The sequence below is a fragment of the Paenibacillus sp. FSL H8-0175 genome, assembly GCF_045040615.1.
GTDB lineage: Bacteria > Bacillota > Bacilli > Paenibacillales > Paenibacillaceae > Paenibacillus_AQ > Paenibacillus_AQ odorifer.
In genome coordinates this window covers 3,210,308-3,235,987 of the sequence record NZ_CP150299.1, presented here as the reverse complement: position 1 = coordinate 3,235,987, position 25,680 = coordinate 3,210,308, and the positions used below count along the sequence as shown (strand labels likewise).

Below are 25,680 nucleotides of genomic sequence, written 5' to 3'. Positions count from 1 at the left end.
CAGATTCAGGAAGAATTCTCTAATCCAAAGTATAAGGAGCAAGACCGATTGGAAGTGCCGCAGGACGAGTGCAGGTGCTTTCCATTTCGTAGAATGAATGAGCATCAGAAGAATCATGGAAAGCCCACATTGCTTCTAATACGTGATAAGCCAGTTCTCCACTGGCACGATGCTCTCTACCCGTCCGAATGGCGTAAGCCATATCTGCTGGTCCAATCCCGCGGGTATTCTGATCATACCCTGACAACAACGGCTGTTCCGTCCACTCATTCTCACCCATAAGCCGGAGTTTCACGGGACCCCCAAAGTTATTCGGGTCTGGAACTTGAATCGTTCCTAGCGTTCCGTAGATTTCTATATGCGGCAGGTTGCTCCCGCCAAAGATATCAAAGCTTGTAATCAACGTTGCAATGGCACCATTTTCAAATCGTAAGGTTCCGGCTACGTGAGTTGGAATTTGAACAGGAATTTTATTCCCAAATTTCTTCTCGCTTGTAATCGTACGTTCTTCCAGCGCTTTCCCAGTCATTCCGCTAACCGTATGAATAGGACCCAACAGCTGCACCAAAGCCGTCAAATAGTAAGGACCCATATCGAACATTGGACCTCCACCAGCGGCATAATAAAATTCCGGATCTGGATGCCAATGCTCATGTCCACGGCCCAGCATAAACGAAGTAGCTGCAACAGGTTCGCCAATTACTCCTTCATCTATCAGCTTCAAAACCGTTTGAATTCCCGCTCCGAAGAATGTCTCCGGTGCACTGCCCACAAGTACTCCCTTTTCCCGCGCAGCTGACAGAACTTTGCGGCCTTCTTCTCTCGTCACAGCTAGAGGTTTCTCAACGTATACATGTTTACCTGCTTCAATAGCTTTTAGGCATACTTCCGCATGAACAGCTGGAATCGTTAAGTTGATTACGATTTCTATCTCTGGATCATTCAGTAATTGTTCTGTGGTATAGACGTTTGGAATATTGTATTTATCCGCTTGTTCTTGTGCTCTCACCAAATCTAAATCCGCACATGCAACTAGATCAAGGATCTCGAACTTTTGACAGTTCTCCATATAGATACTACTGATTTTACCGCATCCAATAATACCAACTTTGACTTTATCCATTCGCTGATCGCTCCCAGAATTTATTGACTGTCTGCCATTCCACTATAGCTATTCATAACCTCCGAAACATTGGATAATGCTTGCGCTTTACCTTCAGCTGCCCATATTAATCCTCTGCGCATCATTTCACGCACTTGCGGCTGATCTACAATGTCCGCATGATGCCCCAGTGAATTATAATAAACTCTGCCCAAGCCCCAACGTTTTGTCCAAGCTACTGGCATATCAACAGCCTTATTATACGAATGAGGCCCTTCAACTACTGGAAAACGAGTCGTAGCAAGAACTTCAACAGCTGGATCTACATGCAGATAATATTGCTCTGAGCAAACACTGAAATCTTCTAATCCTTCTACCAGAGGACTTGAGCTTTGACAAATCTCTACGGTATAGTTAACGCCGTCATTCCCAGGATGAGCTACCCATTGTCCACCCGTCATAAACTGCCAATCTACATTATTACGAAAAGAATCACACATCCCGCCATGGCAACCGGCAAGACCTGTTCCATGCTGTACAGCTGCGGAGACATGATTCACAAAATCCTGCTCGATTGTGCCCATTGTCCATACCGGCACGATCAAATCTAGTCCAAGAAGCTTATCTGCATCAGCAAAAGCCTCCAGTGTATTCGATACTTCAACTTCAAACTGTTCCTCTTGCAACATTTTAGCGAATATATCAGCGACCTGCTCAGGCTCATGACCCTCCCAACCGCCCCATACAATCAATGCTTTTCTCATCTTCAGCACTCCTTCTAAGGTTAGATTACATCTCGGATAAATCGACCCACCGGCGTTCATCAATAGAGCATTCTACAGCCTCTAACACCGCTTGGCATTTCACTCCATCATTGAAATTCGGTTCTGGCTGACGACCTTCTTCAATTGCGTTAGAAAGCTCCAGCATTTCGTGAATAAACGTATGTTCAAAACCAATCGTATGACCTGGTGGCCACCAAGCCTCTGCATACTCATGAGCAGGATCGGTCGCCAGCACACGGCGAAAACCTTGTACATCCTCTGCATCCGAGGTCAAATAAACTTCTAATTCATTCATACGTTCGAAGTCGAATTTCACACTGCCAAGACTCCCATTGATCTCAAAAGAATTGGTAGAGCGATGACCCGCTGCGAATCTTGTAGCTTCAAAGCTGCCCAGAGCACCATTATCAAAACGGGCTAAAAATAAGGTGGCATCGTCAACGGTAACCTTACCCTTGGGTGCATCCTTATCTCCTTTAGCGCTTAAACCAGTCATTTCAGCGGCGAGCGGACGCTCTTTTATGAAGGTCTCGCTCATGCCGATTACTTCCTTCATATCACCTACTAAGAAATGAGCCAAATCTATGAGATGCGCCCCCAGATCTCCATGCGAACCTGAACCGGCGATATCCTTCTGCAGTCTCCACACTAAAGGGAAATCCGGATCTATTATCCAATCCTGTAGAAACCAAGCCCGAAAATGATAAATCTTTCCCAGCCGCCCACTCTCTATGAGCTTCTTAGCCAGTCGAACTGCCGGAGAAAAGCGATAATTAAAACCAACCATATGTGTAACTCCCGCGTCTTCAGCAGCTTGCAGCATTTCACGGGAATCCGCCAAGGTCAGCGCAAGTGGTTTTTCACAAAAAATATGTTTACCTGCTTTGGCTGCTGCCAAAGCTATCTCCTTATGCGCGTTGCTGGGAGCATTAATATCTATAAGATCAATATCCTCTCGAGCGATCAGATCCTTCCAGTCCGTAACACAATCCGCCCAGCCTAACTGCGATGCAGCTTCTCCAAGCGCTTCACTATTACGTCCACAGATTACAGACATTTCCGGTTTAAGCGCTTTCGGGAAAAACATAGGCAAACTGCGATAAGCATTACTGTGGGCTTTACCCATAAATTTATAACCGATCATTCCAATGCGAAGCTGTTTCATCTTATTCCTCCTAAGTGTTGATAGATTTAGATGAAGCTCGTATAACTAGTTCTGTCGGTAATTTGATCTGTACGGCTGGTGCGGGTACTTCTGCCAGATTGTTTCCCAGCAATTCAATGATTTGGGCTGCGGCAAGTTCACCTAGTTCGTAAAAGGGAACCCTCACACTGCTTAATGCAGGTGTGGTAAGCTCCGCAGCTTCCGAATCATCATAACCCACAATAGCTGGCAGGCGATCCCTTGGTATTCCTAACTCCTGTAGTCCTTGCTGCAAACCTATGGCCATCCGATCATTGGCGGCCATAATCGCATCAATCTCATTCAGCAAAGGCAACATTTCTTTGGCAGCTATAATTCCGCTTTTCCGGCTGAAGTTACCTTCGAACAAAAGTGAAGAGTCTACAGAAAGATTCACCTCTGCCAAAGCGCGGGTATACCCCGTTAAACGATCTCGGCTGTTGGAATAAGATTCTGGCCCATTTAGAAAAGCAATCCTCTTAAACCCTTGTTCCAGTAAGTGTTTAGCCGCTTGCCAGCTTCCTTCGACATGATCGGCATCCACCTCGTGAAAAGCTTCCCCAGCAAAATGCTGATTAATCAGACAAAAAGGATGGTCTTCTTCCTTCAAACGGCGGAGTGAGGCTAGCTCACCTGGCTCTTCTTTAGCGCCAAGCACAATGCAAGCATCGATCTTCCGCATCTTAAACAACTCGTTATAATCCATTGGCGCTTCGGCATTCCGAAACAGCATTAACAGATCATAACCCTCTTCTCGCGCCTTGCTCCCTATTCCACTTAATATTTCCGAAAAATAATAAGTGGAGAACAAGCGGGCTTTCGGCAAATAAGGCATCACTACACCCAAGTTCCCGCTCCGTCTACGAGCAAAGCTCTGAGCAAGTGAACTAGGGGTATAGCCTAGCTTCAGTGCAGCTGCCAACACACGTTCCTTCGTTTCTTCCTTAATCGGACCAACATTGTTTAACACGCGAGATACTGTGGCTTCTGAGACACCTGCAAGCTCGGCAACCTCTTTACGGCTGGCGATATAAATTCCTCCTTCTCATAGGTTATGAACAGTGACATTTAGCCTCGTTCAATTCGCTATTCGAAAACGCATTCATTTAATGTACGCGCGTACATTTTCTCATGAACAAGGCTCTTCGTCAACCCTAAGATTGGATAAATTTAAAAGACGTTCATATACAGTAAGGGGGAAGAACGTCTTTCTTTTTCTTTTCAACTATCCGCGAGGCACTAGCATTAGGACACCAAGTAAAATGATAATCAGAAATAAGTAACTCTCAAATTTTTTAGCAGGAATACGTTTATTCACATATACCCCAAGGACCGTAGCTAAGAGAATTGCTGGAATAGAATATCCATAAAGAACAAGAGCATCCACCGTCCACAATCCCCCGATAGCATGACCCGTTACAACGAGTACACCCGAAATAAGAAAATGAGCTTGCAACGTACCCCGAAAACGATCCGGATTCCATTGTCGTAAAGTACCATAGATCACGACAGGGACACCATTAAAGTTATAAGCACCGCCAAGTACACCCGAAGCGAATCCGAAAGGATACACCCAGCCTTTTGCCTTAAGCAATGGATGATCGATCGTCTTAAATATTCTCTTCTTTATCACCGAATAAACTCCATAAACAATCAAAAATATACCAAGGCCAGTCATAATTACACTTGCCGGTGCTAAATAAAGTATGACTAGTCCTACAGGAATTCCTATCACTGTTGAGAGTGCTAATCGAATCAAAATAGGTCGTTCTATATGCCGCCACCCACTCACAACTGTAAGTGAGGCAACCGTGAGGCCTGCCAATCCAATCAAAGAAACTGAGGTATGTATAGGAATCGGGAGCAGTGCAAGCAGTGGCATGCTCACAATCGCTTCACCAAAACCAAACACGGTTCTCATTAAGGCACCTATAAATACTGCTACTACGACTAGTGTAATTATTGTAACGCTCAATCGCTTAATCCTCCTCCTAATCTTATCCATCCGTAATTGTGCATAAAGTCCTCACATTTCCAGAACATCTGAATACATTCCTTATTTCCACTCTTCTAATTATAACATATTAATTATTCTAAAACAGATATTAATAGAGGATTAACATGCAATTTAACGTCTCTTAAACCCTATATAACGCCGCCAAAACTATAAGATAATGGAGATATACATATATTTAACTAAAATCCTTTAAAATCGATTATAGCAGCTTGTGTGTAGTTCCTGTTTCCTGAAAAACTAGCTGAAGTACTAAACAAAAAAACTGATCCCTCTTAACTTTGATGAGGTATCAGTTTCTTATTTTTTGACGTATTTATTTAGGTGTTATCTTTCAGCCACACTTGCACATGCTTTAGAAATTTTTTGGTGACGGGAGAAGCGTATTTCATAGAGTGGACAGCAATTCCTAACGATCTGAAACTACGTTCCTCCAATTCTAGCATGGCCACATTATAATTTTGCCGGGTCAAGACAAGCTCTGGCAAAATACTAATGCCAAGGCCTTTCTCCACCATCGACATAATGGCATAGTCATCACCTGCTGAGAATTTAACATTAGGTTTAATACCCGCCTTATCCAGCACACGTCTAACATCATAATCCGAGCCTGCTTTCGGGATAATGAAATCCTCTTTAGCAATTTGCGATAAGGAAAGAAAGGGTTCTGCACTAAGCGGATTCTCTTTAGATACAATCCCTAACATCCGGTCTTTTTTTAAAGGAATTACGTCAAACTTCTCACGTGTAGGCAGTGAAATAAAACCGCAGTCGATCACTCCAGCCTCTATCCATTGCTCAACCTCCAAATAACCGCCTTCCATCAGCTTGATTTCTATATATGGGTATTCACTGCGAAATTGCTTAATCATCCCTGGCAGCCAATGCACTGACACACTGGTGAACGTACCGATGGTGATCGTGCCAATCTCTAGCCCGTGGATGTCCGCTACCTCCTGCTTCAATTTCTCGTTCCACTTCAAGATTTCACGGATAGGCTGCAGAACTTGTTCCCCGTTTACCGTCAATTTCACACCGGATCTATTTCTAATTAATAACGCGAACCCAAACTCCATTTCCAAGCTGCTAATGGTGTGACTAATTCCGGATTGCGTAAAACCCAGCATTTCTGCTGCTTTTGTTAAGCTGCCTAGCTCTACAACTTTCAGAAAAATCTCATATTTATTAATGCTCAACCTCTGTTCCCACCCTTATAATTACATAAGTTTTACTCATGTATCCTATGATAAACATTCAGTTACCTTATGTATAGAGCCGTATTATACTATATTGAGTTGAAAATGAAGAAGGATGGATGAAGAGATGAAACCGCTCAAAGCTGAGCTGCTGCTGTTAGTTGTAACATTATTTTGGGGCTCCTCCTACATATTTATGAAAATGGGGTTAGGTACGTTAGGCGAATTCAATCTGATTGCACTCCGCTTCGGACTTGCTTTTATATTAGCCGCTATGATATTCCACAAACGATTAAGACGAGTAGACATGAGAACATTAAAATATGGTGCTCTCCTCGGATTCCTCCTGCTAGGTGTATTCACATGTATAACCTTCGGACTTCAAACAACCACCACCTCAAATGCAGGATTTTTAGTTGCATTGACGGTTATTTTTGTACCGATCTTGGATCGAGTTATTTTCAAAAAAAGAGTTGCACCTCCGCAAGTGTTCGGCTCCATCCTCGCCATAGCCGGGATTGGACTTCTTACCTTAAATGCAACCTTAACTATTCAACCGGGTGACTTTCTGTGTATTCTTTCGGCAGTGTTCTATGCGGTACAGATCTTATTTACAGGCAAGGCGGTAAAAGAATGTGATTCCCTGAATATTGGAATCTTGCAGTTAGGATTTGCCGGAGGGTTGGCCTTAGTGTTGTCCGCAATCTTCGAGACACCTTCGCTCCCCTCTACTTTGCCAGGTTGGGCAGCAATTCTAGCGCTTGGTATCCTATGCAGTGCCTGTGGCTTCATCCTGCAACCTATTGCTCAAAAATATACTTCACCAACCCGCACCGGACTAATCTTCTCCCTTGAGCCGGTCTTCGCTGCGATGTTTGGTTATTGGTTCGCTGCTGAGAAGTTATCGATGCAAGGCTATGCTGGCGCAGCGCTTGTTCTGCTGGGAATCGTGGCTTCTGAGCTGCTTGGTAAAGCAAGTCTCCCCGCATCGTGGGCTCAGAAGAAACCAGAGCATTTATAACAATAAAGGCGTCGTTCAACTATACAAGCTGAACGACGCCTTTTCTATATTATCTATGTTTTTGGGTTCAATTAATGCCCCATCATCATCGCCGCATCTGCCTTCTGTCCCTCTCCAGAGGTAGGATCGCCAGCAGAAAGCTTAGGCTTGCGCAAAATAATACTCATCAATACACCTACCACTCCTATGCAACCAGACAGGAAGAACACATCATCAAAACCACTAACTGCGGCTGTCAAAGGATTACTTCCCGCTTTCAGTGCTCCCATATGAACAGCGATCTGACTAGTCAGGTAACCTGTCATTCCAGCTATAGCAAATGAAACAACGACTTGTTGAGCAGCAGCAGTAAGTGAAGTTACACTTCCCACCCATTCACGTGGAGCAGCATTCAAGACATGAGTATTCAAAGGCATCATCGTTAGACCCATCCCAAAGCCTAAGAAACCCAGGTATGTCATAATTAACGATAAATTTGTTGTAACACTAATTCCGGATAACAGGAACAAGGTGACCGTAATGATACTAAGTCCAACAAACGCCAGCGGACGAGCCCCGATCTTATCAAACAACCTGCCGCCAATCGGCATTCCGATTGCTGAAGCTAAAGCCTGCGGAAGTAGAATCAAACCGGTCTCCAGCGGGGTATAGCTTCGAATCTGCTGCAGGTAAAGGGGCACAAATAACATGGACCCAAACAAAGCAGCTTGCATAACCCAAGTTAAAATAATACCCCGAGTGAAATCCGACGAACGGAAAACTCGCAGTTGTAAAAGCGGATTTTTGTGAAGCAGCTCCACAATGACAAGAAGGATCAATGCAACCCCTCCAACAGATAAGCCAACAATAGCGGGAGTAGACGACCAGCTTGTTCCACCGCCTTCATTCACCCCATAAGCCAACATAGAGAAGGCAATTGGGGCAAGGATAATGCCTAGGATATCGAGTTTGCCTTTGCTCTTTTGTTCAGACTTCGGCAAATATTTAACACCAAGAATAATGCCAACAATTCCAATAGGTACATTAATCAGAAAGATCCAGTGCCAGCTTACGTACTCCACCAGCCAACCGGATAAGACTGGACCGAGTGCCGGTGCTAAGAGCATTGGAATACCAAGCATCCCCATAATAGAACCTCGACGTTCTACTGGAGCTAATTTAAAAACCATCGCCATCCCAATGGGAGCAACCATCCCCCCGCCAAGACCTTGAATGACTCGAAAAATAATGAGCTGAGATGAGCTTTGTGCAACCGAACATAACATAGAGCCAAGAATAAACATCGTAAGAGTTGCCAGAAAAACTTGTTTCGATCCAAAACGATCGGTCATCCAGCCCGCGAGTGGGATTACTGCCGCTAAAGCTAAAGTATAACCCGTAATCGCCCACTGAATCGTTTTGAGATCGGAAGCAAAATAATCAACCAGCTTGGGAACGGCCACATTCACAACAGTACCATCCAGAATAACCATAATCATACCGACAATAATAGCAAGAAGCGGGGGGATGATTGCTTTTAACGAAAAGGGTTGCTCTTCTGCAGAACTCATTCCGGTCAATGTTTTTGTCATCCAGTACTCCACTCATTTCTCTAATTTAATTAAATGCTTTATTTATTATTTCAAATTTTAATTTACATTCGATGAATCTGGAAGTCAACAAATAAAACCATTTTTTACATTAAAAACACATCGGGTTTACGATACCCTTCAGAAATTATCTGGGAAAGTATATTAGAACAGCAAAAAGACTATGCATAATCCCCTAAAATCTTCTCGCTTGGGAAATGTGCATAGTCATCATGGAATCATTTTCCGATTAGAGTGTCTCTCTAAATTCTATAATTTTGCCCGATGTGTTCAAAATAATTTCAAGTGGAATCTCTGTCTCTGCAAAATCCAATACACAGCGGATAGAAAATTGATCCTCGTTATAGCTACTTTTTGTAGATTTAATCCCATGATAATTCCCGGCTTTTATCGTAATTTGCTTCCAGTCTTTTAGTAATCCATTTGAGCTTGGCTTATTTACGACCACATCATAATGATATCGCTCCGATAATTCATTATATTTACCGCCGACCAGTAACCCCGCTATAACACTCGCTGTCACTTCAGGGGTATACACTTCAACTTGATTGGACTCCCCATCATATGAGGTTAATAAACCAATTGTCTTAAAAAAGGAGATTGGAACATAGATATGATCCTGTCTGAATTCGAAATCATCTTTAAAAACCAACTCTTGTGCATTATTGATGCTAACTAAATGTTCGTTAAGCTTCCATTTAATTATTTCATTTATCTTTGTTAGTGTTATAGTTTCTGAACTTTTTTGATATGTTGTTGTATATTTCAGTGCATTGGAAGCCTCTCTGAGCGGAATCATGACCGTGGAACCCTTGTTGTAGGCTGAATGGGGATCAGTTTCCAGTAGTTTACCATTCAAAATCACGCTAACCTGGCCGGAGTCTGCCCATACTGTTGGAGCGGCAAATCCACCAAATCCATTAGTTAAAAACAGAACACCTAACACAACTACCGCTGCCATTTTGATCATCGCTCGAAACCTCCCTTTAGTTATTACAAGTATTATGTGCGTTTCCAGCATGTGCTAATCCTAAGGATAATAAAGCCAAGAAAAAAAAGAAGCCGTTCAACATTATGTTGAGCCACTTCTTTAGAAATGATTATTCCACCTTGAAGTCAAAATACTGCTTAGGAAAAGGTTCTTTTATCAGCGTAAAATGCCACCATTCCTTACTATAAGGTTTAAAGCCTTGCTTCACCATAACCTCTTTGAGAATTGCGCGATTTGCTTTCTGAGTCTTTGTGATCAACGATGTATCATAAAAAGAGATCTCTCCGAAAAAATCAAACGGGCTGCCCATATCTACATCTACACCGGTCTCTTTATTGACGATCGTTAAATCGATGGTACTGCCTCGAGAATGTCCTGATTTTTTCGCTATAAATCCGAGTTTGAATAAATTACGTTTATCCAGTAGCGGGTAATATTGCTGCTTCATCTTAGTATCCGCGGAATTCTGTGACCATCTTACAAAATGATTCACCGCGGTCTGCGGACGATAAGCATCATAGATTTTTAGGATATATCCTTTTTTGGCTAAATCCTCACTTACTGCCTTCAAGGCTGTAGCTGCAGTCTGTGAAAAGATCGCTAAAGGCGCTTTATAACCATCAATCCGCTTCCCTACAAAATTATTGTCTCCGTAATAGCGAATTTCAAATTGGGCAGTAGGAATCACTTCATCCAAATAGACAAATCCTTGCGGCAGGCGGTTTTTCTTCTCCAGCTGCATTTGCTGCAGTACATTGTCTGTAGATGATCCAACGTAAGCTGCATCTGCGCTGCCCATAAAAATCGTGTTTGTCCATAACAACAGCACAAATGCGAAAACTATAATTTTTGTTCCTCTAAATCCGCTTCTCAATAGATCCCGCCTCTTCATTTCGAATTAACCGTTTGATTCAGAAATTTCTCCACTTCAGGTGTGAGTTTATTATTCGTGGAATCAAGTAACTGCAGTAGTTTTTCTAAAATCATTAGGATTCTGGTGTCGCCTTTGTTTCCTTTTAATGCATTCTCATACGCCTTCTTTACTTCAGGTTTGATTACTTGCTCATCATAGTCATAAGCTGGTGTGTTGCTTGATCCATATAATAAGCGTGAAGTTGCATTGAGCAGCTCTTTTTGAAGAACGGTTGACCGATTGGAAGCTGGGTATTTCGTCACAAAATCCTCCAGTGCAAGCGCCCTGTTCGTTAACTCTGTCCAACTAATCACAATAGCTGCATCAAAAACACTTGGTTGATTCGATTCAGTGGCCATGATATCTATATAAGCAGCGATGTCCTTCGTGACATACGGCTTAAAGCTTTTGAACCCCTCATAATGCATCACTGGATAGTACATGCCCTCACTAGTCTCCAGCTTATACCCCTTATCCCGTCCTTCAATTAACATATTGCGTACATTGGGATCTTTGATCGCATTAAGGAGTGTGCTGTATGTTAGATTTTTGCTTTTGGAAAAAGCATTATTTATCTCTTTCTGAACATTCTCCGGAAAAACCTTCTCAGAGTACACAGGTAAATATGCCTTCTGTGCATTTTCGAGCTGGAGTGTCATCTGAGTTGCTGTCCAGGTATCCACTTCTTTGATATGGTTAATCAAATAATTCCGTGCGTTAGCAAGAGATGCCGGTTTCTGTACATATTGTTGGAATTGGTTATAGACTTTTGCAGATTCTTTCACAGTTGCGGCAGCTACAGTATCAGTTGTATGTATACTCCCAAACCCTCCCATAGAGCCTAGGGCAAAGGCAATACTTAACAAGCCTGTTTTTTTCCATCCCATTAAAAGACCTCCCTTAAGTATTCATACTTAATAATTAGACATACGAGAGGATCCTGAATCTAACTCAGTACAGTATTATCCTGGACGGCTCCAATGTCCTTCCTACGATAAATGCCCATCAAAAGTCCAATAGCCGCATATTCAAACCACACATGACTCCCATAGCTCAGGAAAGGGAACGGGATAGAAGTCAACATCATTCCGCCGCTCAAAACAGCAAGACCATAGGTTAGTCTTATGGCTAGTAAAAATGCCAAACCCAACACTAAAGCTTGTCCATAGGGCTCACGAATCGCTCGTATCGTAGATAGAAGCTTGATAAAGAACCAGGAGATAACTGCAAGCAAAAGCAGCGCCCCCGCCCAACCAAAACAATGAATAAGATAGACAGGCAACATATCTGAGTAAACATACGGCAGCTTTTGTTCTACTGCTCCGAATCCGTGCCCCCACCAACCCGCTGAGCTAATAACTTCACGCATTACTTGATATATATAGCCATAACCTTCTGGATCTAAAGATGGATTTATTGCACTAATAATTCTGACCATCAGGTAGTCGCTATTGAAGATGAACATTAGTCCAACTATTACAAAGAACCCTAATAATACTACACTCTTTATCCAATCGCGAGTAATCCATACATATAATAGTAGTGAAGAGATTAGATACACTACAAGCTCTGGAAGAGAGTTTAAAGAGATAAGAAGCCATGCAGGTGCTAACAGAAGGCTTATGTCGAACAACCCACTTCGCCAAGTTTTCTTTTTAGCCGATTCCTTACGATTCACTAAAATCCCTGCTAACGCGACTATCAAAACATAAGGACGATAGGATGTCATATCAGGTAAGATCAAAAAAATCCTAGGACCATAATTTACTCCATTTATTGTTATCCCCCAGAATATACTCGACAGAATTCCTGCTATTGATGTTCCGTATAATACCCACGAGAAACTTCTCAGCTTTCTGAAATCAATGAAATACAATCCAAACATCAATACAATTCCAATAAGTATATTTATCGCTTGGCGTCTAAACGCATTATCCAAAAAAGCACCTTTAACAATATCACTGTAGCCTACATCCACAGAACTCATTCCGATCAGACTGATCGCGGATAATATAGCTACAACGCCAAACAATCCCCAAGGTACATGTGGTTTATGTATTAGATGAAGTTCTTTTCCTAACGTTTGCGGATTCCCCATTTGTGCGATCGCCCAAGCTATGGCTTCTTCCCGTGATACACCGTCTGATTCTTTTTCACAAATTAAATCTTCTAGATGACTAGCTAATTCTTGACGTATCTCTGGGTGAGTTTTTTTCGCTTTAATCTCTGCACACACTTCATCCAAAAATTGCTGTTGCCTCTCTTTCATCATACACCACCCTCTCCCAGAACGGAGTCAACTGCACCTTTAAACATAACCCATTCTGCTTTTTTCTCCTTGAGTTTCTCTTTACCTTCATCCAGAATTCTATAGTACTTACGCTTCCTTCCCTCTACCTCCATCCAGTAAGCCTCTACCCAGCGCTCACTTTCCATCGCATGCAGAATTGGATACAAGGTTCCTTCTTTTAATGAAAAAACACCCTGTGATCTCAGCTCCAGCTCTTTGATTAACTCATAACCATATAATGGCTTCTCCTGTAAAAGAGTCAGAATTAATGTACCCGTACTGCCCTTCAGCATCTCTTTACTTACTTTCAACGGCTAACACCTCCTAAATTCTAACTTTACAATTGGCGTGGGACCGGATTCCGCTCATTCTACGGGATATATACCGTTGATTTGCTTCGTGGGACCGGATTCGGCTCATTCTACGGGATTTATACCGTTGATCTGCTTCGTCGAGCCGGATTCGGTTCATTCTACGGGATATATACCGTTGATTTGCTTCCTCGGTCCGGATTCAGCTCATTCTACGGGATTTATACCGTTGATCTGCTTCATCGGTCCGGATACGGCTTATTCTACGGGATTTATACCGTTGATTTACTTCGTCGAGCCGGATTCGGCTCATTCTACGGGATTTATACCGTTGATCTGCTTCCTCGGTCCGGATACGGCTTATTCTACGGGATTTATACCGTTGATTTGCTTTCTCGAGCCGGATTCGGCTCATTCTACGGGATTTATACCGTTGATTTGCTACCTCGGACCGGAATCGGCTCATTCTACGGGATTTATACCGTTGATTTGCTACCTCGGACCGGAATCGGCTCATTCTACGGGATTTATACCGTTGATTTGCTACCTCGGACCGGAAACGGCTCATTCTACGGGATATATACCGTTGATTTGCTTCGTCGGACCGGATTCGGCTCATTCTACGGGATTTATACCGTTGATTTGCTTCGTCGAGCCGGATTCGGCTCATTCTACGGGATTTATACCGTTGATTTGCTTCTGCGGTCCGGATACGGCTTATTCTACGGGATTTATACCGTTGATTTGCTTCTGCGGTCCGGATTCGACTCATTCTACGGGATTTATACCGTTGATTTGCTTCCTCGGACCGGATTCAGCTCATTCTACGGGATTTATACCGTTGATTTACTTTTTTCCCATGACTAATATCTGTATATCATGAATATTAGTTATCCTTTTATACCTAGGACAACTATACATCGTAAATCTATGCATGTAAAGTTTCTATTAAGAATCCCTTACTCCCTCCTCATTCATGTATAATAATGGTAATACAAGCAGGATGTTGAGGAGATCAACGATGAGAAAAACAACAATAACAATCTTGAGTTTTACCGTTCTATTCATATTTGTTTTCGTTGGATATATGCTCCGTAACAATTCGATGAACTATTATGAGACGTGGAAGATAAATTGGGGCATATCGATCTCTAAACCTACAGAGTCAAAGGTGATATTTGAAAGTCCACCCAGTTTCCATGGGGATGGCGAAAGCTATTACGTATTAGATTATGACGAAAAGCAATTCAAAGAAATCAAAGACGCAGCATTTTGGCATCCCCTCAACGTTGAATCAATTGATCCCTTAAAAGAGAGAATATCAAGTTTCAAAGACTCTGTGATTGCCATTTATCCAAATGAAAAAGAAAAATACGAAAAATTATTTTGGTCTAACCCTATAGAACTCGAAGAAAGAGGATTGTATTATTATAAGAAAAAAGATGATGGTAGCTACTGTATCGTGATCCTTAACGTGGAGTTACAACGAGTATATATGATGGAATGGACACAATGAAAATTAATAAAGTGAGAATTAAATGACGATCGCTCCCCGGTATTCTGCCAGGGAGAGATCGTCATTTTCTCGGAATGTCTCTTAATTATTATAATCCTCATACTTGTAATCCTCATTCAACGAAATTTGCCGTAGAAGGTTTTTCTGAATCCGTATCTTATGAATTAGCATCACAAAACATCAAAGTAAAGTTAATTGAACCTGGTGCCATTCAGACAGACTTTGGTGGTAGATCGATGGAGTTCTTTTTTAATGAAGCATTAACGGAATATAAACCTTTTACTACTGCATTTTTGGGTAAATTGGGTGAGATGGAAAAACAACCTGCCTATGCTTCGCCTCCAGAACTTGTTGCGGAAACAATATATCAAGCCGCCACAGATGGGACAAGTCAATTCCGATATGTTGTTGGTGAAGATGCAAAAATGCTCATTCAAATGAAAGAAAATACGGCCGAAGAAGAATATCTGACTAATATATCCCAGCATTTTTCTTAAAAAGAAAGCTTTAAGTGGAGTCGCTTTTCGGTATTCTACCGAGGAGTGGTCCTCTTTCTTATTGCGAACAAAAAAATCCCCTTCGATCAACAGTGTTAGGTCCATGAGATCATGAACTTTTTTTCACTGTCTATCCTAAGGGGATTTTACAAACTAACCTATTCGAACACCTTTTCTTGCGTCAAATTTATTTATTAATGCATCGGGGTATTCATTTTATGATTAACAACTACTCTTTTTATGAAGAAAGCAAGAATTAGTCCTACAATCGCCATACTCATTCCGAAAATAAAAGCATTTTGTACACCGTTCGTGAACGCAGGTAACATATTAGCTGGATCTGCTGGGTTCTCCACAGTTTTCATGTAGCTTTTTGAACCCGCGGTCATAATGCTGACTGCTAATGCAGTACCAATGGCACCAGCAACCTGCTGCAGTGTATTCATAATAGCTGTACCATCTGGATAAAGTTCTAGTGGCAACTGGTTAATACCATTCGTCTGTGCCGGCATAAATACCATCGAAATACCAATCATAAGCGTACTGTGAAGTACGATTACGAACACAACCGTAGAAGCTACAGTAATACTGGAGAAGAACCACAAGGCTACTGCTGCAATAATCAGACCTGGAATCACGAGCCATTTCGGACCGTATTTATCAAACATACGACCCATAATTGGGGACATCAATCCGTTTATAATTCCGCCTGGAAGCAGCAACAGACCCGCTTTGAAAGCTGTATAACCTTGTCCTTGTTGAAGGTACATCGGAAGAATCAACATGGAGGACAGAATAACCATCATACAAATAAATACCATAGCTACACCAATAGCGAACATTGGATATTTAAAAGCACGCAGATTAATCATTGGCTCCTTCATCTTCATTTGACGAAGCCCAAACAATAACAGTGCTACTACACCTACGATGATTGCAGTGATCACTTTCGGACTTCCCCAGCCCGCTTCTTCACCGGCGCTGCTGAAACCAAACACAATACCGCCAAACCCGAGTGAAGATAACACAATGGAGAGGATATCAATCTTCGGTTTCGTCACCTTTGTTACATTCTGCATGAACAGAATCCCGAATATCAATGCAATCACTAAGAATGGCAATGACAACCAGAAGATCCAGTGCCAGCTGAGGCTTTCAATTAGCAGTCCAGCAATGGTAGGCCCAATCGCCGGAGCAACCATGATAACCAGACCGATCATCCCCATTGCTGCCCCCCGTTTTTCAGGAGCAATGATGATAAGGATTGTATTAAACATCAGTGGCAACAGAAGCGCTGTTCCCATAGCTTGAACCACTCTTGCTGTAAGTAAGAACTCAAAGTTAGGTGATACTGCCGCTAGGAATGTTCCTAGGATTGAAAAACATAAAGCCGCTATAAACAGCTGTCTCGTCGAAAACCATTGAAGCAGCATCCCCGAAATTGGTACTAGTATACCCAGTGTAAGCAGATAAGCTGTTGTCAACCATTGTGCTGTTGCTGGGGTAATTTGTAGGACATTCATAAGATCACTTAAGGCAACATTTAATGCCGTTTCACTGAACATTCCGATAAAACCTGCTAGTAATAAAGAGACAAGAATTGGAATAGTCTTAAACTTCTTGACCTCTTTTTGTTGGTTCCCTTGCATAGTTGCTTCCACCCTTAATCCTCCTGATAATCTTAACTATTTGTCTGTATCTAACCAAGTATTACTGGGATAAACTTTGCCGCCGCGAGAAGCGGTTGTTCCTCCCGAAAAGTCAGCGTCTGGAGAAGCGCCCCTTCAAATAAAGAGATTACCACTGAAGCCTTATCGGCCGCGGGCTTGTTCTCTACGCCCTCATCCAAAAGACGTTTCTTGATCACATCCTGCAAGTCCATAAACACAGATTTACATGCAGTCCGCAGCTCCTCACTAATACAGGATGTCTCCGCCGCCAACCAAAAACTAAACGGAACAATCCCTTCGTATGAGGATTCCACAGCATCTTTAGCCATTCCTAGAATGAAATCCTCCATTGCCTCAGACGCACTCTTGCTGTTCTCCATATGATGTCTAAGCTTCTGCGCGACAACTTCACTAGTCCGGTTAATACATGTTAAAGCCAGTTCTTCTTTACCGTGAGGAAAGTAGTAATAAAGAGACCCCTTCGGTGAATCGCTGTCTTTAATAATCTGATTCAGTCCTGTTGCATGATATCCCTGAGAAAAAAACAATTTCGAAGCTGTGTCCAAAATCGCCTCACGCGTATTCGGCTTGTTCGACAAGCTGACACTTCCTTTGCATTATAACAATTGGTCTACATAATAAAACCATATTTCAAAGAGATATGTCAACACATAAATTACTTAAATTCAAAGTAATTTTGGTGGAATATCGTGGGGGTTGGGTTGGGTTGGGTTGGGTTGGGTTGGGTTGGGTTGGGTTGGGTTGGGTTGGGTTGGGTTGGGTTGGGTTAGCTCCATCCTCCCTATCGGACTCAGATGCAGCTATTTGCGCTAAAACATGCTTTTGGGCTCATTTTCGGACCTGAGCGCCGCTATTCCCCTGAAACCGGACTTTTTTTATCCCTTTTTGTGCTCATAGCTGCATTGGGGGCCGATAATTACTCAAAAGGTTACTTTTCCAGCATATAAGGACTCTGGGGTCCGATAGCTCCTAACTTCGAACATCCTTCTACTTCACATTTACTTCTCATCGAGCTATTAGCTTCATTAGGTCGCACACATGCCTCACCCTATTTCCGCGCATGCATTTGTCCGTGTACTCCCTTGCTTCACACTTACTCCCATACTTTTGTTTTCCATGTACTACACTTGCTCTCAAGCTAACATTTCTATCGGACTCAGATGCAGCTATTTGCGCTAAATCATGTCCTTTCACAATTTTTCGGACCTCACCGTCGCTATTCCCCTCAAACCGGACTGTTTTCATCCCATTTTGTGCACATAGCTGCAATGGAGTCCGATAATTACTCAAAAGGTTACTTTTCCAGCATATAAGGACTCTGGGGTCCGATAGCTCCTAACTTCGTACATCCTTCTACTTCACATTTACTTCTCATCGAGCTATTAAGCTTCATTAGATCGCACACTTGCCTCACACTATTTCCGCGCTTGCATTTGTCCGTCTACTCCCTTGCTTCACACTTACTCCCACACTTTTGTTTTCCATGTACTACACTTGCTCTCAAGCTAACATTCCTATCGGACTCAGATGCAGCTATTTGCGCTAAATCATGTCCTTTCACAATTTTCCGGACCTCACCGTCGCTATTCCCCTCAAACCGGACTGTTTTCATCCCTTTTTGTGCTCATAGCTGCATTGGGGTCCGTTAATCTTTCAAAAGGTTACTTTTCCAGCAAATAAGGACTCTGGGGTCCGATGGAGTGAATGAGATGGGGTGAAGCAGATGAAGTGAAGCAGATGAAGTGAAGGAGATGGTGTGAACGAGAGAAGGCCCAATGTGCTGTGGAGAGGAGGTGAGGACGTAATGTGCTGGGTGGGTGGGATGCTATTAATGTCCATCTGTATTTTCTCAATAAATTACTACCTGCCTCCATCCAGCCCATCTGCTCCTTCTGTCCCCACTCGCCCCATTTGCTCCATCTGCCCCCTTCTAGCCCGTCTGCTTCATCCGCCCATCTGCTTCATCTGCCTCCATCCGCCCCATCTTCCCCATCCGCTTCCAGCCATCTCCATACATTCTCTCTCCCTCACTAAATTAAATCCCGACACCCCACGTCCGCTTGAAATTATCTACTTCCCATTCCCACAATCCCAGCGTATACTATAATTATTCCAATGAGAAAGGTGTGAATAAAATGCAAAACGTGCCCAAAGGAATTCCCCGGCCATTAGTAAAAACTAATCAGGCGTTTATCGTCATTTCTGTAATATTAACATGGCTAACAGGACAACACTGGATACTAGCGCTGCCCTTGTTTGCCGGATTGCTCGGTCTTTTGTTCGGTTATAATCCCATCATTAAGCTAGCTGCCAGGTTTCTGACAAAAGAGCGTTCCCACTATGTACTCGAAGACTGGTCACAACAACAGTTTAATCAAAGCATAGCTGTCTTCTGCCTCGCAGGGGGTCTCATCAGCTTCATCGTTGGCTGGACGATCGCAGCTTACATTTTCACAGCGCTCGTTGCGGTGGCCGCCACTGTGGCAATCCTAGGTTTTTGTATCGGATGTTTTATCCATTATCAATGGAGAATGTACAATTATAGACGTAAACAAAGCAGCACAAATTAAATTTGTTAATTTTAATCTCTCTCTTCTCCAACAACATCCCAGCGATGGCGAAATTTTAGTAACCGTGGATGCAGTGATGAAGGTGCAACTGGCAACAATAACCGAATCTTTACAATCCACTCTTCAAAAGAAGAATAAGACGCAAACTGATTCGCCACCTCAGGCGTTAAATACAGAAAAATCGGCGAAGGATAGATCTCCAAAAGATGCCGCAACGCTGAATCAAGCGGAGTATACTTCTTTCGCTTCCCTTCCAAACTCTCTACCGTGATAAAGCTACGCCCTTGCTCCCTTTTCCATTCATGCAGCCGGTCCTCTCGCTTATAATAAGCGCTCACCGGCTCTTTGGTCATCCGTCGCACCGTTTCCTCATGAAGTGGATATAACACCAGTTTGGTGAAACGCCGGTCAGTTGCAGTTTTCGCCGCCACTTCAAGCTCTTGGTCTGTTATATGTTCAAAAGAGTCGTAAAACACTAAAGTCCCTTTACGTTGCTCAACTGGTGGCTCATAGCCATAGGGTACATGCTGAATGTCTCTTTTCAATGAAATCCCTCCTGCTTGTTCTATTTATTAATCATATCATGTGACAACAGCAGGGCTATCATTCTTATCCTACAGCTGAAGATGAATGGTTAATGAAATCCTGAACTATTGATATCAAGGCTGGGTAAATCAAGGGATACGTCAGTTCTTTTGGTATCTCAGTAAATCCTCTGATTTCTGCCATCTCATAAGGAGGAAGTTCTGCGAACTGTTCCACATTTGCAAAATATAACTTACCATAATTTTCTGGAGCGTCGATACTAGTGACCCTATAAATAGCTATTGGAAAAAGTAAGAATTGTTCCGCACCCGTTTCTTCATATAATTCTCTGGCAGCAGCCTGCTCCGGGATTTCACCAACCTCTATATGCCCTCCGGCAAACTCCCACGTCGAACGGTTCTGATGTCTCGCTAAGATCCATTCTTCACCATGTTTAACCATAATAACAACGTACTTCAGCTCAACTTCTTTTTCCTTATCCAAATCATAAAAGTTTACCAGCAATTATATCCCTCGCCTTCCCTCCAGCCTCAAACATTTTTTGCCGCATCCCAAGCCAATTTAAATTCCGCTATATTCCGATACCGCTGCTCCCTCACCGCACTGACAGCCCGCAAAGCAACCTCGTAGAGGGCTTGGCTGGTTTCCCATTTTGCAAACGATCGATCGGATGCTCCTCCTAACAAAACAAATGCTGTGGCGCCCATATTAAATACATTCGTAACTTCATCAATCGGCGCATCCAAGCTAAACTCTTCCGGTGACTTAAATCTGGATGAACCCCAGAAGTTCTCTCCCAGATCATTTACAGTAGGCTTACGTCTATAATAATCAATATCACAAATTTTAGTTTCATCGTTTACAAAATCATATAGAATACTTCCATCATAAAAATCGACAGCCACATAACCCTGTAACTCCACATATTCATGAAACGAAAAGATTACATCTAATGAAGACAGACGTTTTTCAACGGATAATTGCTTATAACGAAAAAAAGGCGACTCCGGATGACTCAGCTTCGCTTCTCCCGCAAACAGCCAATGCGAATGTAAACATTCACCTGCAAACCAATCAAAGACTGCTACATACCCCGACTCAACTTCAAAATGTGACAGTAGCGTGATCAGCGCATCATATCTAAGTTCGTTATATAACGGAATAGCTTCAATTAAACGGTTAACAGCATCCTGAGGATTCCCGGCATAAGTCAAAGGTTTCCCCCCAGCAAATTTCACAAAATACTTCTTCCCCTCCTGCTCCACACCAAAAGAAAGATTTCCGGAGTCTTGCTGATCGAACACTTTAAACACTTTTCCCAGCTTAGTTAACCAAGCAAAATCACAGGCTTCCTGCAATTGAAAAATTACCGCATCGATTTCATATGTATAATATTTTTCGCGCAAATTAACCTCCTACATTCATTATCTAGATTATATCTATTTACTTCATTCATGGTCTTGTTCGATATTTAATCACTAGAATAATAACCAGCAATACAACACTTAAAGACATCGTATTCGTAATCAAAAAAGCTAATCCAACCCCCGTAACCGCCAAACTGATCGCATAAGCTTCCATTAAACTAATCCCGAGCAGCATAAGTAAATACGATTTGAGATTTAAATCGGCTACGGATTTTGATTTGAGGATTTGAACAATCTGCGGGATCCATCCCAAAGAAAGAATCACTCCACCTATTAATTGCATGATTGCAAACATAAGAGCACCTCCACGGTTTTATACAGTTGTATTCCGGGCGGCTCGATCTGGTTCCATTTCATGTAAAAAACAAATAACACTAAGCAAAGTTTAATTTCCCTGCATCTTGCAGCTTACTATACGCATAAGAGGCCGCACCTATAGTTCCTGCTCGACTCCCAAGCTCTGCTTGAACAATTTTACACTTACTGCTTGATAGCTTCAACGCATGCTGATGCACAGTCTCTCTTACAGGTTGGAGCAATTTATCTCCCGCCGCTGCCATTCCCCCACCTACAATAATAAGATCCGGGTTGAGGATATTCACAACATTCGCTAATCCAAACCCAAGTATAGTTCCAGTCTCCTGCATTACTTCCATAGAGAGAGCGTCTCCAAGTTCGTAAGCCTCAGATATCATTAACGCGGTAATTTGCTCATCTTGATCCTTAGTCCAAGTCTGAATAATACTTGTTCGACCTTCTTTCAGCTTTTCTTTAAAAGTATTCACCATGCCAATCGCGGACACATATCGCCCCAAACAACCGGAGCTTCCACATTTGCAGGGACGCCCGTTCCTGTACATATTCATATGCCCAATTTCACCCGCGCTATAAGACGTACCGTAGATCACTTTTCCGTCGTTTACAATACCCGACCCTAATCCCGTTCCCAAGGTAATCAGAACCAGATTGTTATACCCTCTTCCTGCACCTTGTTGCCATTCACCATAAAGATTAACCCTAACATCATTATCAATAAAAGTAGGAAAGTCATAGAATTTTTTCATCTCATCTACAACATGTACATGCTCCCAATCCGGAAAATTCGGTGAGAAAAAAGAAATTCCCGTTACTGGATCAAGTAATCCTGGCACTCCGATTCCCATTCCTTCTACCAAATCTAATGGAATATTCGCTTCATCCGTGATTAAACGTACTGCTTCTCTAATCCGTCCCAACACATGGGCCGGGCCCTTAGCAGCCTCTGTTGGTATAGATCTTTCTTTTACAGCTATAAAATCAGTATCGTAAATCCCTGCTTTAATATTGGTTCCGCCAAGATCAATCCCTAACATATACCGTTTCATAAAAACCTCCAGAATTAGGTATTCTATCGTTTTCGATTAAGTTCTAGTACTAACTGCCGCTTCCGTTTCAGCTAACATCAAGCGGTTCACACCCATCTTAATCTGATTCTCGGTGAGATTGGAATAACCAAGTAGAAAGACAGGACCTTGAGGTTTACTGCCCACAAAATAAGAAGACGCAGGATAGACCCGAACTCCATAGCGTAACGCCAATTCAGCTATACGATGCTCTTCGGCATTGGATTCCAGCTCAATTAATAAATGAAGACCCGCCTCTTCCCCATAATAGCGGACATGACTGCCAAATTCAGCATCCAAACTTTTTACTAGACAAGCCCTGCGGGCAGCATAAAGTTTCCCCATCTGCGTAACATGCCTTGCATAATGTCCATTCTGAATAAATTCCGCCAACGCTTCCTGATCCAAAACAGAAGACATACGATCTGTTATCCATTTGACCGCCAAAAAAGGTTGAATCAAAGTCGGAGGCAATACAACATAACCTATGCGCAGAGAAGGAAATAACACTTTACTAAAACTGCCTACATAAATTACTCTACCCTCAACATCTAGTCCAGCAAGTGATGATAGCTTCGGACCCTCGTACCTGTATTCACTGTCATAATCATCTTCAATAATAAAAGCTTGATTGGCTTTGGCCCATTCCAGTAACTGCACTCTTCGTTTCATCGACAGGGTCACCCCGAAAGGAAACTGATGCGAAGGAGTGACATAAGCTAGTTTTGGTTTTTTATGAGGATCTTCTTTGATGGTATCACAGCTTGCTTGGAGCTCATCTACACAGATACCCTCTAGGTCAACTCTGATGGGTGTAACCACCGCTCCAGCGAACGAAAAAATCTCCCGCACAACGTTATGTGATGGATCTTCAACAATAACTTGATCACCTTTTGAAACAAAAATTCTCGATAATATATCCAATGCCTGCGTCGCCCCGGATGTAATCACAATTTGTTCCGGAACCACGGGCATCGAACGAGTAGACCGTAATAAACGTGCAATCTCTTGGCGTAGTCCCAAAGAGCCCTCGACCGGGCCGTAACCCAAAGTATCAGGAGATGCACGACGACAGGCATTCATTAATGCTTTTTGCCACTGATCCATTGGAAAAGCGTCCCATGCAGGTACACCGTGCCGAAAATTACATAATACTGTGTTCAAGTCGTTTTCTATAATAGAAGTAGGATTGAGTGTTAGGAAATCAGGACCCTTCGTTATAAAATTGTAAGGGTTCTCAGAATCCTGGGGGTCTTTCTCCTCCACCGGCAGCCCCGTTATATAGGTTCCTGCCCCTTTTCTCATCTCCAGATAACCCTCTGCTTGAAGTAGCTCGTAGGATTGAAGAATTACACTTCTGGATACTTCCAGTTGATTAGCCAAAGTCCTTGATGGAGGCAGTGAATCCCCCCCACTTAAAGCTCCTGAATGGATAGCATTACGAACCTGCTCATAAATTTGACGGCTTAATGGAATGGGTCTTTGTTTATCGAGAGTAATCAGCAATTCATGCTTCATAAGATTTCCTACCCTTCTAATCCGGGTTTTCTTAATGGTTCATAGTAAGGATTTTTACAATTAGTGCTGCAGAAACAGCGCCTAAGATCACGAGTAACAGCGGGATTTTCCTAATTAATACCAGTATAACAGCGACTATACCCGAAGCGATACCTACAAGATTGTCATCTGCGTCCACCTGAAATATCCCAGGAACCGTTAAAGCACTAAGAACCGCGATAGGCAAATATTCCAACAAAGCTTGGACTTTGGAAGAGTCATTCGTATGCTTTGTCAGCAGCAAAGGTACAAAACGAAATGAAAATGTAAGGATTGCCATCCCGATAATGATCAGAATAGTCATACGGATACCTCCTTTTCTACTTCAGCTTGCTTTCGAAATAAGGAGCCTACTGCCATACCCATTAACATAGCTGCAAGTATCGAGGAGTTTCCAAGTACGGGATGTAGAAGCCATGAAGAACCCGCCGCTGCTAAACATATGGCCAAATTCCGAATGCTTCCCTTTAGTTGTGGCACTATTAGTGCTATCAGTAAGGCATATAATGAGGTGTTCAAAGCAGGTAAGTATATAGCCGGAATGTAGGATGCCAGCGATATTCCCGCAGCTGTTGCCAGCAAATTTGCTATATACGGAGGAATTTGTAGACCCAGCAAATATGGAAGTTTTATATTTTCTTTTGAATGATTGCGGGGGATCATACTAACAGCGTACACTTCTTCTGTTAAACTGAACCCAATCCAGACTTTGGACAGTGAATTGATTGTACGGTCAAGCTGACCCCCAAAAGATAGGCTTATAAACAAATATCTTAAATTAATGATCAACGTAAGCAGCAGGATCATTGGAGCGGCGGCACCAGCGGCAAGCATTTTCACGCCAATAAATTGGCTGGCTCCCGCAAATACGAGCGCTGACAATAAGAACACTTCCAGACTCCCCAGGCCTAATCCCTTACCGACCAATCCAAACGTAAAACAAGCAGGAATAAATCCTGCAACAATAGCTACAGAATCCTTAAGACCCGTTCTAAACATCACTTTCTGATCACTCATAAGTTTCTCTCTCCCTTATCGTTGTCCCTAGAGAGAGCATACTTGGATACAATTCTGGTGGAAATAACCGCATGGGTGCGTA

27 protein-coding genes are annotated in these 25,680 nt (G+C 42.7%); 5 read left to right on the top strand and 22 right to left on the bottom strand.

The genetic code is table 11. The features are described from left to right. Nucleotides 1–19: 19 nt before the first annotated feature. The 6 genes from MHH46_RS14455 to MHH46_RS14430 all read right to left on the bottom strand — a co-directional run bounded on the left by MHH46_RS14455 (nucleotide 20) and on the right by MHH46_RS14430 (nucleotide 6,280). Complete coding sequence (locus MHH46_RS14455; RefSeq protein WP_076194324.1) at nucleotides 20–1,123, bottom strand: Gfo/Idh/MocA family protein; 1,104 nt, start codon at nucleotides 1,121–1,123, stop codon at nucleotides 20–22. A gap of 20 nt (nucleotides 1,124–1,143) precedes the next feature. After that, nucleotides 1,144–1,866 carry a ThuA domain-containing protein gene (locus tag MHH46_RS14450; RefSeq protein WP_076194326.1) on the bottom strand — a complete coding sequence of 241 codons (723 nt, stop codon included), beginning with the start codon at nucleotides 1,864–1,866 and terminating at the stop codon, nucleotides 1,144–1,146. 25 nt (nucleotides 1,867–1,891) lie between these two features. Next, the gene (locus MHH46_RS14445; protein ID WP_076194328.1) at nucleotides 1,892–3,052 is read right to left on the bottom strand and encodes a Gfo/Idh/MocA family protein; all 1,161 of its coding nucleotides are present in this window, start codon (nucleotides 3,050–3,052) and stop codon (nucleotides 1,892–1,894) included. A 10-nt stretch (nucleotides 3,053–3,062) separates the two neighbouring features. Continuing rightward, nucleotides 3,063–4,106: a LacI family DNA-binding transcriptional regulator gene (locus MHH46_RS14440; protein ID WP_076194330.1), complete on the bottom strand. Its 1,044-nt coding sequence runs from the start codon at nucleotides 4,104–4,106 to the stop codon at nucleotides 3,063–3,065. A 189-nt stretch (nucleotides 4,107–4,295) separates the two neighbouring features. Further along, entirely contained in the window at nucleotides 4,296–5,045 is a 750-nt protein-coding gene (locus MHH46_RS14435; protein ID WP_076194333.1) for a sulfite exporter TauE/SafE family protein, read from the bottom strand. 359 nt (nucleotides 5,046–5,404) lie between these two features. After that, nucleotides 5,405–6,280 (bottom strand): LysR family transcriptional regulator, encoded by an 876-nt coding sequence (locus MHH46_RS14430; protein WP_076185996.1) that lies wholly within the window; start codon nucleotides 6,278–6,280, stop codon nucleotides 5,405–5,407. Between the two features lie 127 nt (nucleotides 6,281–6,407). Between MHH46_RS14430 and MHH46_RS14425 the strand changes: the two genes are divergently transcribed. Beyond that, nucleotides 6,408–7,301: a DMT family transporter gene (locus tag MHH46_RS14425; protein WP_076129293.1), complete on the top strand. Its 894-nt coding sequence runs from the start codon at nucleotides 6,408–6,410 to the stop codon at nucleotides 7,299–7,301. A gap of 71 nt (nucleotides 7,302–7,372) precedes the next feature. Here MHH46_RS14425 and MHH46_RS14420 read toward each other — a convergent pair whose 3' ends face one another. The 6 genes from MHH46_RS14420 to MHH46_RS14395 form a co-directional block, all read right to left on the bottom strand. After that, the gene (locus MHH46_RS14420; protein ID WP_076194336.1) at nucleotides 7,373–8,872 is read right to left on the bottom strand and encodes an MDR family MFS transporter; all 1,500 of its coding nucleotides are present in this window, start codon (nucleotides 8,870–8,872) and stop codon (nucleotides 7,373–7,375) included. A 247-nt stretch (nucleotides 8,873–9,119) separates the two neighbouring features. After that, entirely contained in the window at nucleotides 9,120–9,860 is a 741-nt protein-coding gene (locus MHH46_RS14415; RefSeq protein ID WP_076194338.1) for a copper amine oxidase N-terminal domain-containing protein, read from the bottom strand. 130 nt (nucleotides 9,861–9,990) lie between these two features. Further along, the gene (locus MHH46_RS14410) at nucleotides 9,991–10,710 is read right to left on the bottom strand and encodes a M15 family metallopeptidase (RefSeq protein WP_248548183.1); all 720 of its coding nucleotides are present in this window, start codon (nucleotides 10,708–10,710) and stop codon (nucleotides 9,991–9,993) included. Nucleotides 10,711–10,769: 59 nt separating this feature from the next. Beyond that, nucleotides 10,770–11,681, bottom strand: a complete 912-nt coding sequence (locus MHH46_RS14405; RefSeq protein WP_076194340.1) for a hypothetical protein — start codon at nucleotides 11,679–11,681, stop codon at nucleotides 10,770–10,772. Nucleotides 11,682–11,740: 59 nt separating this feature from the next. After that, the gene (locus tag MHH46_RS14400) at nucleotides 11,741–13,066 is read right to left on the bottom strand and encodes an FtsW/RodA/SpoVE family cell cycle protein (RefSeq protein ID WP_076194343.1); all 1,326 of its coding nucleotides are present in this window, start codon (nucleotides 13,064–13,066) and stop codon (nucleotides 11,741–11,743) included. Further along, nucleotides 13,063–13,395, bottom strand: coding sequence for a PadR family transcriptional regulator (locus tag MHH46_RS14395; protein ID WP_076186012.1), 333 nt, complete (start codon nucleotides 13,393–13,395; stop codon nucleotides 13,063–13,065). Before MHH46_RS14395 ends, MHH46_RS14400 begins: the two co-directional genes overlap by 4 nt. An 81-nt stretch (nucleotides 13,396–13,476) precedes the next feature. On the opposite strand from MHH46_RS14395, the gene MHH46_RS14390 reads away from it, so the two are divergent. The 3 genes from MHH46_RS14390 (at nucleotide 13,477) to MHH46_RS14380 (ending at nucleotide 15,408) form a co-directional block, all read left to right on the top strand. Next, entirely contained in the window at nucleotides 13,477–14,262 is a 786-nt protein-coding gene (locus tag MHH46_RS14390) for a hypothetical protein (protein ID WP_405132617.1), read from the top strand. A 154-nt stretch (nucleotides 14,263–14,416) separates the two neighbouring features. Next, entirely contained in the window at nucleotides 14,417–14,911 is a 495-nt protein-coding gene (locus MHH46_RS14385) for a hypothetical protein (RefSeq protein ID WP_076130924.1), read from the top strand. 74 nt (nucleotides 14,912–14,985) lie between these two features. Further along, on the top strand, nucleotides 14,986–15,408 hold the full coding sequence (locus tag MHH46_RS14380) for an SDR family NAD(P)-dependent oxidoreductase (RefSeq protein ID WP_076130926.1): 423 nt from the start codon (nucleotides 14,986–14,988) through the stop codon (nucleotides 15,406–15,408). Between the two features lie 194 nt (nucleotides 15,409–15,602). On the opposite strand, the gene MHH46_RS14375 is transcribed toward MHH46_RS14380, so the two are convergent. Together MHH46_RS14375 and MHH46_RS14370 are read right to left on the bottom strand one after the other, a co-directional pair. After that, on the bottom strand, nucleotides 15,603–17,057 hold the full coding sequence (locus MHH46_RS14375) for a DHA2 family efflux MFS transporter permease subunit (protein WP_076194367.1): 1,455 nt from the start codon (nucleotides 17,055–17,057) through the stop codon (nucleotides 15,603–15,605). Between the two features lie 50 nt (nucleotides 17,058–17,107). Then, entirely contained in the window at nucleotides 17,108–17,677 is a 570-nt protein-coding gene (locus MHH46_RS14370; RefSeq protein WP_076186025.1) for a TetR/AcrR family transcriptional regulator, read from the bottom strand. A 1,557-nt stretch (nucleotides 17,678–19,234) separates the two neighbouring features. On the opposite strand from MHH46_RS14370, the gene MHH46_RS14365 reads away from it, so the two are divergent. Then, nucleotides 19,235–19,669: a DUF4395 domain-containing protein gene (locus tag MHH46_RS14365; RefSeq protein ID WP_076126204.1), complete on the top strand. Its 435-nt coding sequence runs from the start codon at nucleotides 19,235–19,237 to the stop codon at nucleotides 19,667–19,669. Between the two features lie 11 nt (nucleotides 19,670–19,680). Here the strand turns inward: MHH46_RS14365 and MHH46_RS14360 are convergent, their stop codons facing one another. From MHH46_RS14360 to MHH46_RS14325, 8 genes are all read right to left on the bottom strand, one after another. Further along, nucleotides 19,681–20,214 carry a hypothetical protein gene (locus MHH46_RS14360; RefSeq protein ID WP_076190055.1) on the bottom strand — a complete coding sequence of 178 codons (534 nt, stop codon included), beginning with the start codon at nucleotides 20,212–20,214 and terminating at the stop codon, nucleotides 19,681–19,683. Between the two features lie 64 nt (nucleotides 20,215–20,278). Next, nucleotides 20,279–20,719, bottom strand: a complete 441-nt coding sequence (locus MHH46_RS14355) for an NUDIX domain-containing protein (protein ID WP_076190054.1) — start codon at nucleotides 20,717–20,719, stop codon at nucleotides 20,279–20,281. 26 nt (nucleotides 20,720–20,745) lie between these two features. Beyond that, on the bottom strand, nucleotides 20,746–21,621 hold the full coding sequence (locus tag MHH46_RS14350; RefSeq protein WP_076190053.1) for a serine/threonine protein kinase: 876 nt from the start codon (nucleotides 21,619–21,621) through the stop codon (nucleotides 20,746–20,748). A gap of 46 nt (nucleotides 21,622–21,667) precedes the next feature. Further along, nucleotides 21,668–21,937, bottom strand: a complete 270-nt coding sequence (locus MHH46_RS14345) for a PQ-loop domain-containing transporter (protein ID WP_076190052.1) — start codon at nucleotides 21,935–21,937, stop codon at nucleotides 21,668–21,670. Between the two features lie 79 nt (nucleotides 21,938–22,016). Next, the gene (locus MHH46_RS14340; protein WP_076190051.1) at nucleotides 22,017–23,006 is read right to left on the bottom strand and encodes an ROK family protein; all 990 of its coding nucleotides are present in this window, start codon (nucleotides 23,004–23,006) and stop codon (nucleotides 22,017–22,019) included. A gap of 36 nt (nucleotides 23,007–23,042) precedes the next feature. After that, nucleotides 23,043–24,542, bottom strand: coding sequence for a PLP-dependent aminotransferase family protein (locus MHH46_RS14335; protein WP_076190050.1), 1,500 nt, complete (start codon nucleotides 24,540–24,542; stop codon nucleotides 23,043–23,045). Between the two features lie 31 nt (nucleotides 24,543–24,573). Further along, the gene (locus MHH46_RS14330; protein WP_076190049.1) at nucleotides 24,574–24,885 is read right to left on the bottom strand and encodes an AzlD domain-containing protein; all 312 of its coding nucleotides are present in this window, start codon (nucleotides 24,883–24,885) and stop codon (nucleotides 24,574–24,576) included. Continuing rightward, entirely contained in the window at nucleotides 24,882–25,598 is a 717-nt protein-coding gene (locus MHH46_RS14325; RefSeq protein ID WP_076190048.1) for an AzlC family ABC transporter permease, read from the bottom strand. Before MHH46_RS14325 ends, MHH46_RS14330 begins: the two co-directional genes overlap by 4 nt. Between the last annotated feature and the right edge of the window lie 82 nt (nucleotides 25,599–25,680).